Raw genomic sequence first — 12,906 nt, 5'->3', positions numbered from 1 at the left:
GCGATCGCCGATCTTGCGATAAGCGCCGGCCGACCGTTCGCCCCACACAACGGCATTGGCCACGCTGAGCTGGGTATGCGCCTTGCCCATCACCATTCCATCGCCAGGAAGCTGGATCGCGAGGCGTCGCAATTCGGACGGTGCCGGTCCTCCGGCAACGCCGCGATCCGCGTGCTAGGCGCGAACTGCGCCTCGCCGTCGGCGGGATCATAGACCGGATACCGCATTCCAGCCGCGTGCCGTCGGTAACATGCTGGCGCACGTCAAAAAGCTCGAAACCCTTCATTTGAAATAGGCCTCGATGATTTCGCGCAACCGCTCGGCGGAATCCTCGAAATCCTCGTCGGCCGCGAGCGCGGCCTTCGGCACGCCGCCGACTTCGAGCGTGTCGAGGATGATGGTGTCCATCGCATTGAAAAACTGCACCGACCAGACATTGCGGATTCCGGTCGCAAACATGCGACATGTGCCGTAGCCGCGCGAGACGAGTTGGATCGGTCCGTTCCGGATCGTCTCATGGAGGAAGCTCATGTCGACCGGACTCATCGGCAGCAGCGTAAAATTGATGATCTGCGAGAGGATGCCCGGGCGCCAGGCCAGCGCACGCTCTCGGATTTCAGCAAGCACCGGCAGCACGTTCATCGAGCCCTCCGGCACCTGCCCGATCTCGAAATCTACTGTCGTGAAATCGGCGGCCGCGCGCTTCACGATTTCCGGGATGGCCCCGACCTCGAGATACTCGGATGCCTCATCCGTCTCGAGCCACACGCGCCAGATCCCGGCCAGCACCGATTCCTGGATTTGCGCGAGCGATCCACCCGGCAGCGCGATGAGGCCGGCCACTTCGCCTTCGCCGAGCACATCGGCAATCAGCTTGCGTTCGAGATCGTCGAGATTGCCGAGCCTGAACAGTCGCGTCGAGGCGGCGACCTCTTGGCTGGCGATAGTGATGGCGAGGTTCGACAATAGCTCGACCGCCCTCGGGCACTTCCTGGCCAGTTCCACACTGTCGAGCGACGCAAGCCTCGCCAAAGCGCCCGCTGCGGTCAGGATGCCGCCAGCTGCGTCCAAGCTCTGCTCGCGGTAGACTGGCTGCTCCGCGTCTTCAGCCTCTGACCAGAAGCCCGCCTTCATAGTCCGACACCCTGTGATTTATGGTACGAGACAGCGGCTCCTACGACTGCGGCCGCCCCTCGGGGTAGTCGGCCGATCGGCTTGGAGATACGGTCGACATAGATTGACCAAGCCTTAATTGTTCTTGCGATCAGCCCGAGTGTTTGCGCCTTGGCGAGCCACATCACCATCGGCTGCACTCGCATAAAGAGCCCTGAGCGAGGTCACTCTCGGCCTTGCGTGCGATCACCGCGCCACGCAGCCGCCCAACACACTCGTTGATCAGCTCGGGCGGAACGCCGGCAGCGTCAGTCGCCTCCGCAAGTCTTTCGGGATCGCCCGCCGACAACAACACGGTCACCGCTCCTGCCTCATCGGACGCGGCTGGAGAGCGATCAAGGCAAGTAAAATCGACCTCGGGCCGGCCGCGTCGCCGCACATCAGGCGTTCCTGCTGCATAAGCCATCCGGTTCTGACCATGTCAGATACTTTCCCATGCGGAAAAGGCCGCTGCTGAGACCGGATCACAGTCATCTTTTTGGACCAGAGGCTCGTCTTCCAGCTTCGCAGCAGTTTTCCTGAGCCCGGCACTTGTCGTATCGTTCGTGTTGGAGTGCCGAAGATGGCCATTTGCCAGGTCGAGCCGGAGATGCTCGGGCAGTATCGGCTCGCGGTCGATCAGGTCGGAGAAGAAGCGATCGCAAGCGTCGCCATTGAGCGCTGCGCCGATGCCTTCAATCGCATCGGCAATCAGTCGCGCTTCTTGATCCTCTAGACGCCGAACCGCCGTATCGACATGGACCAGCACCTTGGCATGGACAGGCGGACTGGAGAGCAAAAGTACCGAGACACGCCGCCGTACGCCGCGAAACTCGCAAAGCGCCGAGATTCCGTCGGTTTCGATAATCGTCATGGGCAAACCAAGACACATCTGCGATGTCTCCGACAGCTCGCTGACCGTTCAGGTCCACGCTCTCATCTCGTAATGCAGGTGATCGATGCCGTTGGCGAGCAACCACTCGGATTCCCGCAATGGTGCAATGCGTGCCGTTACCTTCACGCCCCATTCAGCTAGGATTGAGCTGGCAAGTTCAACCGCAGGATCGATCTGATTGCGCACCGCCTGTGTCAGGGACCCGCCCCAGTCCTCGAGGTCGAGTGGCTGACAACCGACCAGCACGAGGTGTTTTGGGCAATGTCCGAGCAGATCAGTTGCACTGATAACCTCCTGAAAACTGGTATGATGCAGGCTCATCTTCCTAACGCCGGTGAAGCGCGGCACGTCCTCGTCACGCAGGACCTTCAACTGTCCAGGCTCCAGGCCATAATCGACCGCGTCGAATACGATCAGGCAGTCAGCTTCCCGAAGATAGTTTACAAGTTGGAGCCCCTGTGTACCCCCGTCCAGGATGGTGACGTTATCGGGTACGGCGTAGCGGCGATGGAATTCTTCCACCGCTCGCACCCCAAACCCTTCGTCTGCCCAAAGAATGTTGCCGATACCGAGCACCAGGATGCGCGTTGGCTGTAAACATGTCGGCACCGGCCTGCTCGCCGAGTCTCGGTACTGACGTACACCGGAGATCATCGAGGAGATGATGCTCTGGCGCGACATGATATCTTCGCGAATGACGGCATAGACGTGCAGTATAAAGAATATGATCAGCATCCACATGCCCAGATGGTGCCAAGTGCGCACGTCCTGGCTGTTCGACCAGATCGCAAACACCCAGCCGAACAGCTTGTGCTGCCAGCTGTCGTTCCCGGTGCCTTCCGAATAGAGGGCCACCCCCGTGACAATCATGAAGGCCACGCCCAACGTGAAGCACGTGAACATCGCGGCCTGCGCCAGCGGATTATGGCCGAGATACATCTTCGGCTTGGGCTCTAGGAAGGCATAACAGCGGATCTCGTGCAAGACATCCTTCCAGAACTGCCTACGATGCACCGGAATGTAGAATATCTGCCGGGAATGGTAGTTGCCGGCGAAGGCCCATAGGATGCGGGTGAGAAAGGAGACCGCGAGCACCTGCCCTGCCGCAAAATGGGTAAAGCGGATATAGCCCATCACGAAGCTGTCGGACGCTTCGCTCGCGAACGACGGCAGCGGCGTTCCGATCAGATAGCCGGTAACCACCAACACGAAAATCGAAAACGCACTCACCCAGTGGCAGATTCGCACCGGCGCTTCGTAGATATACACGGGCCGCGCGATGGCGTGCTCGCCGGCGGCATCGGTCGCGTCCGCAGCAAGGTCCGGCTCAGTTTCCGCCGGGGGCGCAACTGCACTCATCATGGCGTTCCTTCCTCCTTACCTGACCTTAACCGTCGCCATTTCCTGGCCGTCTGGCGACATCACATGCGTCGAACAGGCCAGGCACGGATCGAAGGAGTGGATGGTGCGCAGAATCTCCAGCGGCTGTTGCAAATCCGCCATTGGCGTATCCATCAACGAGGCTTCAAAGGCGCCGATATTGCCCTTGGGATCCCGCGGCGAGCCGTTCCAGGTGGTGGGCACCACGCACTGGTAGTTGTCGATTTTAGCTTCTTTGATCCTGATCCAGTGCGCGAGCGCGCCGCGCGGTGCCTCGGTGAAGCCGTAGCCTTTAGCTTCCTGCGGCCAGCTATCCGGCCTCCATTTGTCGATATTCACGGTCGAGGAGTCACCGGCTTTGATGCGCGCGACCAGCTTGTCTTGGAAGTAGCGCATCTGGTGCGCCGCCCATTGGCATTCCAGCCCCCGCGCCGCGGTACGGCCGAGTGTGGAGAACAGCGCGATGAGGGGCAGGCCGAGCGTCTTGAGCAGCTTTTCTGTCGGCTCCTTGAACTCGGGCTTGTTCTGCGCATAGCCGATGATGTAACGGGCGAGTGGCCCAACCTCCACCGCATTGCCGCGCCAGCGCGGCGCCTTGATCCAGGAATACTTACCACCCTCGTCGAGCTCCTTGATGTCGGTCTTGGTGCCCTTGGCATTGGGACCGAGCACATAGTTCGGCTCGGTGACGCCTTCCCAGGGATGCAGGCCCTTGGACTCATCGGCATATTTGTACCAGGAGTGGGTGACGAACTCCTGGATCTGCTCGGGGTCCGCATGATCGATTGGCAGCACTTCATTGAGATTGCCGTTAATGATCACGCCGCGCGGCAGCTTCAAATTGCCGGCCGAATAGTCGTTAGCCGTCTCCGGGATGTCGCCATAGGCCATCACGCTCTTGCCCGAGAGGCCGCCGCCATAGAGCCAGTCCTTGTAGAACGAGCCAATCGTAACGATGTCGGGCAGATAGACCTTTTCGGTGAACTCGATGCAGCGGTTGATGATGGAGGAGACGAGGTTGAGCCGCTCCATGTTAACGGCACCGACCGCGCCGGTGCCGTCGACGTTGATTGCGCAGGGCACACCGCCGACCAGCCAGTTTGGATGCGGGTTCTTGCCGCCATAGATGGCGTGGATCTTGACGATATCCTTCTGAAAATCGAGCGCTTCCAAATAATGCGCGACCACCATCAGGTTCGCTTCGGAGGGCAGTTTGTAGGCGGCATGGCCCCAATAGCCGTTCTTGAACGGTCCGAGCTGGCCGGATGCGACGAACTTCGTCAGCCTGATCTGGAGATCCTTGAAATAGCCGGGCGAGGACGACGGCCAGGACGAGGCCGACTGCGCCAGCGCCGATGTCGCTTTCGGATCGGCCTTGAGTGCCGAGATCACGTCGACCCAGTCGAGCGCATGCAGGTGATAGAAGTGCACGAGATGGTCATGCACCAGAAGGCACAGCTGCATCATGTTGCGGATCGAGTTGGCGTTCTCCGGAATGGTGATACCGAGCGCGTTCTCGACACCGCGCACTGAAGTGAGCGCATGCGTTCCGGTACAGACGCCGCAGATCCGCTCGGTGAAGGCCCAGGCGTCGCGCGGATCGCGGCCCTTCAAGATGGTCTCTATACCGCGCCACATCGTGCCGGTGGAGACTGCATTGCGGATCACGTTGTCGGAGTCGACATTGACCTCGACCCGCATGTGACCTTCGATCCGGGTCAGCGGATCAACAACGATGCGCCTGCCGGAATCGTCGAGCTTGAATCCGTTGGGTGTCCGGATGCCCATCGCTTGCGGTCCCTGAGATCGACTAGTGATCTTGGTGTGTGTCTTCGCGCTTGTTGGCAAACCATTTTACGGCCGTCACCGCGGCATGTGCGCCAACCGCAGCTCCAACGGCGCCCGCTACCGCCATGCCAATCTGGTCGGCATTCTTCTCGATGCCGAACTGCTTGATGTTGGTGAGACGGTCGTAGAACGAGCCCTTGTCCCAGAACCCGTCTTCCGAGCAGCCGATGCAGCCGTGGCCGGACTGGATCGGGAAGGAGATGCCACCGTTCCAGCGCACCGTTGAACAGGCGTTGTAGGTAGTTGGTCCCTTGCAGCCGATCTTATACAGGCAATATCCTTTGCGCGCCGCCTCATCGTCCCATTCCTCGACGAATTGGCCTGCATCGAAATGCGGCCTCCGGTAGCATTTGTCGTGGATGCGCTGCGAATAGAACATCTTGGGCCGGCCCTGGCGATCGAGCTCGGGCAATTTGCCAAAGGTGATAATGAAGGTGACGATGCCGGTCATGACCTCGGCGATCGGTGGACATCCCGGCACCTTGATGATCGGCTTGTTGGTTATGACCTTGTCGATGGGCGTTGCCCGCGTCGGATTGGGCCTGGCCGCCTGAACGCAGCCCCAGGAGGCACACGTGCCCCAGGCGATGACCGCCATCGCATCCTCGGCCATCATCTTCAGTTTCTCGACGAATGGCTTGCCGCCGTCGATGCAGAACATACCGCCCTCGTTCAGGGGCGCATTGCCTTCGACCGCGAGCACATACCGGCCCCTGTACTTGGCGCGGGTCTCTTGGAGGATCGCTTCGGCCTGATGACCGGCTGCCGCCATAATTGTGTCGTCATAGTCGAGCGAGATCATCGACAGCACGGCATCCTTCACCAAGGGATGAGCGGAACGGATGAAGCTCTCAGAGCAGCAGGTGCATTCGAGCCCATGCATCCAAATTACCGGCATTCGTGGCTCTGTTTCGAGCGCGGTTGCAATGCGGCTCGCCGCCAGCGGCGCAAGCCCGAGGCTCGCCGCCGTCAAGCTGCAGAATTTATGAAAGCTTCGGCGCGTGATGCCCTGTCGCCTGATTACGCTATAGAATGTTTCCGTCGCTACCTCCATGAACCCCTCTCGTCTTCGGCTTTGACGCATCGATGGACGCACGGGCAGCAAGAAGCGGGCCAACCCTCAGTGCGTGAGCGCCATCATTTCGGATCTGGCGCTTACGAGCGGCCTTGGTTGATGACTTCACCGACTGCGCCGCCTAAAACGATTAACGCCTCTCTGTCTGCCTGAAGCGCAGATTCTCTTCAGTGTCCATCGTGGGCAAAGGCGACCTTGCCGGTTCGATTGGCGTTCGGCGCGATGAAGTGCCGAGGCACAATTGAATGGCTCCGGCGGCGAGGCGAATTTCAGAGATCCCGATCATTCGGCCATTCAGAATCTTGCATCTTAACCGAATTTGCCCATCCTCTGGCATCGACCGTGATCGCGGTGCGCGCAGATAGATCAAGGGCCCTTCAAGCCGGTTGAATCTATGTTCTTCCAGTCGTCATAATGGGTGTATCGCTCGAGCGTGCGGAGCGCTGTACGATTGTGGCATAGGCCAATATTACGTGGGGGATGCGAGTGGAATATTCGACATCGATCGTATCCAGCACAGCGTCTTCCATTGGCTCGTGGGCGATTCGGCGCATTAGCCGCAACGTAAGTCGCAGCTACGCCGCTTTCCGACTTCGTAGAGCTCAATCTCCGTTATTCCTCTGACGGAATTCCTCGGCTGGAAGATTCAGATTCTACGATCGAGTCCATCGCGCGAAGCGGACCTCCCCCAAGGGATCGCAAAGGCTGACAAGCCCGTACCGCTCGCACGGTCCCGACGCTCGGCAACGCTGATCCTGCCATGCGCCGGATTTCGGGTTCGTACAGCTTGATGATAAGACGGCTCAAAAGAGCGGGCGAACGCGACCGCAGCGGTAGGCATCCCAACATACCCTTTGATATCGTTCCCCGACGGCGCCCCCTAGAAAGTACCGCAGGGCGGCCTCGACGCCTGGACCTGGAAAGCGCCGAGTCCGCCCCTACACCACCAGGGGGGGCCTGGTGATGCTGGTTTGAATAAAGCAAGTGGTGTGCCGAGGCGAGCTTACATGTGTTGCAAGCTTCTCATATCCTCGAACCGCGTGAATTCAGCTGATGTCAACTTGTATCTATTCGCGCCCGATTGCGAGACCTTCGTCAAGATCAAAGCGGTCTCAGCGGGCTGTTTCGGCCATTTTGGGCAGCACATTTCAGTTCGGGCGCTCTTCCCTTGCGGTCATCCGCATTGATGCGCTTCGCTCGGTCATGCACGGACAATTTTGTAGCAAACCGAACATCACTCCGACTGACTGACTGTAACACTCTAGACACTCCGACAAAGCACGATGTGCGACCTAAACGTCCCGTGCTCGTACGGAACCACGCCGAGCCGTCTGATTGCCTCGTCGATCCGTTGCATCTATGACAATACAGAACGTCAGCCTATCCACAAAAACACTCGAATAGTCAGCCTTCACGACGGCAGATCACGCAGCGGCCGGGCATCCACACGAAATTGAAACATGCACATCGCCGAGCCTCGCGCGCACAGCGTTTCTCGCCCTTGGCAAACTTATTTGCGAACCCTGGACGGTGCATCGTCGGGCTTGAGGTGCCGTTTCCGAATGTTGTAGCTCACCAGCCAGATCACGCCGACGGCGATCGGCACGAACGCCGCGGTTACGGACGCGGGCTCTACGTGCAGTCCGACGTCCTGCGCGCCCTTTGCGAGATAGGCAAACAGGCTGACCACATAGTATCCGATGGCCCCGACTGACAACCCCTCCACCGTAGACTGCAGCCGGAGTTGCTGTCTCGTGCGCTCGTTGATCGAGTGTAGAAGATCGCGATTCTGTTGCTCGATTTCGACGTCGACGCGTGTTCGCAACAGATCGGCGGCACGAGCCAACTTCTCTGATAGATTGGCCTGACGCTCCTCCATCGTCGCACAGGTTCGTATCGCGGGCGTCATACGGCGGCCCAGGAACGACGACCAGGTCGGATAGCCCACGACATCTTCGCCTTCGATGATCGACAGTCGGGATTGCACCAGCTCATTGTATGCTCTGCTGGCACCAAAACGGAACAGACTGCCGGCGACGTCTCTTTCGAAGGAGACGGCCAATGCGGTCAGTTCCTCAAGTAGATGGTTGTTGACCTTCAGCCCTTCGGCGCCCTGCATCTCCTCGAGCACTTCGACGAGACGGCGATCGATCCGATCGACCGACGGCGCAAGCTCCAGCGCGGTCGACAGACCAAGCAGCGCTAACGAGCGGTAGGTCTCGATTTCCAGGAGACGTTGTACCAGTGCGCCGAGATCGTGCGGCGTCAGTCCGAGATCGTAGACCAGAATTCTCGTGAAACCTCTCTCGTCTGCGCGGAAGTCGGAGGCCACAGCGCCTGCGCCGCCCTTGACGTGGACCATCGCCAGACTACTTTTGTCAAAAATCTGCTCGGCGCGTTCCGTTGGAGAAGCACCCCGCTCTACTTCCAACTTGATCGCGGCGAGCAATTCTCCGGTCTGCGATAGTGCGCGGATTAGTGATCGAACGCTGTCACGGACATCGCCGAATTGCCGAGTTGCTGGACTGTTCGCAGTGCTCCAGATCCACGTGAAAGTAGCAAATTCCGAATGTTGCTCCCAGCGCAGCACCACCGGTCCGAACCCGATCTGATGATGTTTCGCGGACGCCTCCGGCGGTGGGACCTTATGCGCCCGGCAGAACTCGATAAACCGGCGGCGATCGCGTGCGGCATCGTCGCCCTTTGCGAGAAACACGAAGCGGACCATGCCAAGCGATGAAACGAGACCGGTAAACGGGCGCGCATGCACTTCGCCGAGCACAGCGTCACGCTCAGGGTGCAGCTTGAATGATGCTAAATCCAATTGATCGACCATCGAGATCTCCCAAGCCCGCATCACCGCGAGTGGCATGGTCGGCGCCGGCGAGCGGGCGCATCCCCGGGCAAGCGATCAAGATCAGGTTGGTGGCCTTCGGCTCCTAGGAAAGTCCTTGTGCAAGCCAGATCGGCGCCTGCAAATTGATCTGGAACGAGCTCGTCGAGGGTTCTGCTAACGTCGTTGGTGACCTCAGCCTCGCGCCGGACAGCCTTTTCGGCGAAATGCGGCAATTGTTCGCCAGCAGCGGAGCCACCTCTGCATCGTCGTTTTGGTTGATCAAGGTTCAAATGCGCCTCCATTCGGTAAGCTCAGGCGTCTCGCATTTGTGCAGTGCAGGATTTGGGCCAGTGGGATACAGACGAAGACGCGTGTAGCGTTTCCGGCCCACCGCCACGTCTAGCGACAACGGTCGATTATTGTCGTCAAGCACGTTCATGGTGGGACAGCCACGCGCGCGCTACCGAACAAACGGATCTGCGCGGTTCCCCAAGTCACCGGACGCGCCAGCACCGTGTATCCGAACGGCGCTCTTGCCGGCACGGCTGTGATACGCCAGATGAGCAATCGCGCATTATGTGCTGTCATTGCGATCCAGCTAGGCTTGGCAGCTAGTTATCGGAGATTTTCGACTTCTTTGTCTTGCTTCGATCTCAGCTCGTTTGCGCGGGACCGAGTATCGCTCCACAGCGACCGAGACCTGCGCCTCTAGCCGCGGCATGCCAATTCGTGTCCTCTTGCTCGAATTTGGCCTGACTTGCCGGGTCAAGGGGCACGACTGGGCAGCCATGGCTGGGGCGTCCCCAGTACAATCGACGTACTGGCTGAACGCTTTGGAGCTGTTATATCCCAACGATCTGTCGAAGAGCTGACCAAGGTCTTGGCCTGGTTCATATCTAAAGGGGAACGCGCAATATGAGCGCCGTGCATCTGAGCCGGCCTTCCTCCATTTCCACGTGACGCGCGCAGAACGGCGTGCGGATCGACAACTTGCTGAGCCGCTGCAAGTTAGCGACTCCGCCGGACGACCGTCGGCGAGGAGGCCCGCGTCGCCAGCAGACACGCAAAACTCCTGCAGCCTGCCAGCAGTCAGAGACAAGTCAGCGACGTCTCGCTACTTGCAAGTGGACAACGACGCCTTCAGTTGACGAGCAATTCAGTCCGTAAACTCTAGCTTGAATCGACCCAATCCGGTGGGCGTGGCCGTGAATTTGACGGTCTTTTCTGGGAGGTCCGCCAAGGTACCGGATGCAAACTTAAACGACGTCTTACCGTACGATTCGACGCCAACAGCTCTGTCGCCCTCTATGACAATGTAGCCGACGCCATCCAACAGCTGCTCAGCCGCGAAGCCAGCGGGCGAGCGGTGAAGACCGAAAGAAGCCAAATAGGTTCCCTTGTCGTTATCACACTCAACGACAGATATTGCTGTGACTATGGCGTCCTTGATTAACCCATCTACGCCACGACACGTATATTGGAAGCTGACGATGTCGTGTTCATTCCGATCGCCGACCGGCTCTCGAGCTGTCGCGACTATGGTGCAGTCGTAGTGCCCGATTGTGTCCGCGAGCGCACCTCCACTCATCCCAATCAAGCCGAATACGGTACATACTGTAGCAACAAAGAAGGATTGTCTCATTTTGGCTATGTCTTCTGGAACCAGTTTTGCTCGCTACGTACAACTTGACGCAACGTCCGATTCAAGTCCTCTTCGGACGCGATCTCGCCCCGATCGCGGTTCGGCACACCGCTTGCTTTCTTAGGCACGAAATTACCAAGTCATCGACAGGTGGGCTTGGCGCGTTCGGGGCTAGACATCAGCCGCCCTCGCCTGGTTTCGACGGCCAATCAGCAAGGAGACAATGTGAAACCGCGCATTCGGGCGACCGCTGCGGCGGTCGCATTGGCTCATAGTCTCCAGCGTCTTGTCATCAGGGTGTACGAATACGAGATTGATGCCCATCACATCAGCGCCTTGGTGCGTGAGGACCGAGTTAGCGGATATGATTACATGAGCCATAGTTGCGTCAGCGGCGACTTACCGAACCTATACCACCAGGGAGAGGGATCTCATTTCGAGCTTATGCCGGACGGCTCAGGGGCGTACAGCGGCTTTGATCATGACACGTCATCCTGCTTCTCAGTGAAGGTCACGCGTCGTGAAGCCTACATGTTCGATTACAAGGAAGACTCCTACTTCGCGTACAACGTTTGATGATATGCAGGAGCGCCACCTCTGATGACACGCGGGCGCCGATCACGAGCCGCAGATGATACGCTCGATGGCTCTCGATGTCGTAAGGTCCTGTTGCGGAGCGCCTGGCTCGCGAAAGGCGGATAGTCCAACGAGCGGCACAACGATTTGGCTTGCGGCAAATACAGTCTCTGGCGCGCCGCGTTTCGATCCCAAGAGCATTGAGTGGCCTGACACTGGGCGACACCTGGCACAAGGTGGCGACCTTTGATGTGACAGGAACAGATGGTTTCGACCGGCTTCATGTTGGGATTCTGAAAACCAGGGGAAAGCTACCCGCCACTAGGGCATCGAAGGCACAGCGCTCTTCGGACAAACGTTGCTCGAGATATTGTCGTTCAAGGTCAGTCGGTTGCCCCTCAAGCAAACCGCGATAGCGGTGGATGCGATTACGATGACTGCGCATGGCAGCAAGATCCTCGCTGATCGTCGTCGTCACAGCTTTGTCCTGGCGTACTTCGTTTGGTGGAGTGAGGTGGTGAGAAAAACGCTGAGCAACCTTATCGTCTGCGTTCGCTGGTGGTCACTGTTCGCGCCCGCGGCCCAGGCGAGGACGGCTTAGGGCACGCCCGCCCCCACGCGCTGCCCAACGATCGCGGAATCGGCTTGATTTGATACCAAGCGGCAGACTCAAGCTTCACTGCTTTCGCCCCCAAGCATGAAAGATGCGTGGCAGCCCGACGGTCGTGTCAGGCCTATCGAGGAACGCTTCGAGTTCGGCCGTGACGCCGCCGATCTCCTCGATGCTAGCGAGCCCCAGCCGAATCAGCGCGTCGCGAATAGCCGCGAAGGTCAGCAACGGGACTCGTTTGACGTCAGCATTTCGCCCGTATGGCTGGACCATTGAGGAATGAACATCAGAGAAGCCAGCGGCTTCGAGAGGACGGAGAAGCCTGCGGCCGATCAAGGGGTCGCCGCCACGTCGCCGCACCGCCTCAACAAAGAGTTCGCCTTTGCGCAGAAATGCAGCCGACGCCGGATCGCAGAACTCGCCGTCACAGTCGATATCCTGCACCACGATCATGCCCCCAGGACGGAGCGCCTCGTACGCCTGGTCGAGCGCCTCGCCAGGATCGACGAGATGGGTCAGCACGAACCGCACGCTTACCAGCGACGCGCCATGCACCGGCCAATGGTGTGTGACGTTTGCGCAGCAGAATTCGACATTGGGGATGCCACGCCGCCTCGCCTCTGCTCGCGCAAGGACGATTTTGTCTTCGTCGTAGTCAAGACCTATGACTTGGCCGGCTCGGCTGACCCTCTTTGCCAGTTCGAACGTCACATCGCCGCTGCCACAGCCCGCATCGACGGCTGTGCAGCCCTCGAGCGGCTCGGATCGATTGAGCAGCAAGCGCGTCGGCTCAGCCAGCACACGGGCGATCACTGCAAGACGCGCCCGCCCCTCCTCTCCGCCCCTCAGAACGTAGGAGGCGAAATGTTCAGTCGTCATCAAGCCCTCTGCG

At 59.3% G+C, this 12,906-nt stretch carries 11 protein-coding genes and 2 pseudogenes; 1 reads left to right on the top strand and 12 read right to left on the bottom strand.

The features are described 5' to 3' along the window. Window positions 1–89 precede the first annotated feature (89 nt). From YUU_RS52150 to YUU_RS0129945, 10 genes and pseudogenes are all read right to left on the bottom strand, one after another. Entirely contained in the window at window positions 90–227 is a 138-nt protein-coding gene (locus tag YUU_RS52150; RefSeq protein WP_371260513.1) for a rubredoxin, read from the bottom strand. Between the two features lie 55 nt (window positions 228–282). Beyond that, window positions 283–1,134, bottom strand: coding sequence for a hydrogenase expression/formation protein (locus YUU_RS0130000; RefSeq protein WP_027525692.1), 852 nt, complete (start codon window positions 1,132–1,134; stop codon window positions 283–285). 163 nt (window positions 1,135–1,297) lie between these two features. Then, the gene (locus tag YUU_RS61460) at window positions 1,298–1,579 is read right to left on the bottom strand and encodes a hypothetical protein (protein ID WP_245288129.1); all 282 of its coding nucleotides are present in this window, start codon (window positions 1,577–1,579) and stop codon (window positions 1,298–1,300) included. A gap of 177 nt (window positions 1,580–1,756) precedes the next feature. After that, window positions 1,757–2,044 (bottom strand): annotated as a pseudogene (locus YUU_RS61455) (HypC/HybG/HupF family hydrogenase formation chaperone); the annotation flags it as partial. 30 nt (window positions 2,045–2,074) lie between these two features. After that, entirely contained in the window at window positions 2,075–2,656 is a 582-nt protein-coding gene (locus YUU_RS61450; protein ID WP_027525733.1) for a HyaD/HybD family hydrogenase maturation endopeptidase, read from the bottom strand. 15 nt (window positions 2,657–2,671) lie between these two features. After that, window positions 2,672–3,409 (bottom strand): annotated as a pseudogene (cybH, locus tag YUU_RS52135) (Ni/Fe-hydrogenase, b-type cytochrome subunit); the annotation flags it as partial. 15 nt (window positions 3,410–3,424) lie between these two features. Continuing rightward, window positions 3,425–5,215, bottom strand: a complete 1,791-nt coding sequence (locus YUU_RS0129970; protein WP_027525691.1) for a nickel-dependent hydrogenase large subunit — start codon at window positions 5,213–5,215, stop codon at window positions 3,425–3,427. Between the two features lie 22 nt (window positions 5,216–5,237). Further along, a complete protein-coding gene (locus YUU_RS0129965; RefSeq protein WP_027525690.1) occupies window positions 5,238–6,329 on the bottom strand; it encodes a hydrogenase small subunit in 1,092 nt (363 codons plus the stop codon). 1,531 nt (window positions 6,330–7,860) lie between these two features. Continuing rightward, window positions 7,861–9,186 carry a DUF3422 family protein gene (locus YUU_RS0129960; protein ID WP_027525689.1) on the bottom strand — a complete coding sequence of 442 codons (1,326 nt, stop codon included), beginning with the start codon at window positions 9,184–9,186 and terminating at the stop codon, window positions 7,861–7,863. Between the two features lie 1,156 nt (window positions 9,187–10,342). Continuing rightward, a complete protein-coding gene (locus YUU_RS0129945) occupies window positions 10,343–10,828 on the bottom strand; it encodes a hypothetical protein (RefSeq protein WP_027525686.1) in 486 nt (161 codons plus the stop codon). 225 nt (window positions 10,829–11,053) lie between these two features. Between YUU_RS0129945 and YUU_RS0129940 the strand changes: the two genes are divergently transcribed. Beyond that, a complete protein-coding gene (locus YUU_RS0129940) occupies window positions 11,054–11,404 on the top strand; it encodes a hypothetical protein (RefSeq protein WP_156944582.1) in 351 nt (116 codons plus the stop codon). A 280-nt stretch (window positions 11,405–11,684) separates the two neighbouring features. On the opposite strand, the gene YUU_RS58990 is transcribed toward YUU_RS0129940, so the two are convergent. Together YUU_RS58990 and YUU_RS0129930 are read right to left on the bottom strand one after the other, a co-directional pair. Then, window positions 11,685–11,882 carry a hypothetical protein gene (locus YUU_RS58990; protein ID WP_156944581.1) on the bottom strand — a complete coding sequence of 66 codons (198 nt, stop codon included), beginning with the start codon at window positions 11,880–11,882 and terminating at the stop codon, window positions 11,685–11,687. Between the two features lie 198 nt (window positions 11,883–12,080). After that, on the bottom strand, window positions 12,081–12,893 hold the full coding sequence (locus YUU_RS0129930) for a class I SAM-dependent methyltransferase (RefSeq protein ID WP_027525683.1): 813 nt from the start codon (window positions 12,891–12,893) through the stop codon (window positions 12,081–12,083). Between the last annotated feature and the right edge of the window lie 13 nt (window positions 12,894–12,906).

The organism is Bradyrhizobium sp. Ec3.3 (assembly GCF_000472925.1).
Taxonomy (GTDB): domain Bacteria; phylum Pseudomonadota; class Alphaproteobacteria; order Rhizobiales; family Xanthobacteraceae; genus Bradyrhizobium.
Note: the sequence above shows the minus strand (reverse complement) of the source record. Positions and strands in the feature narration are given on the sequence as shown.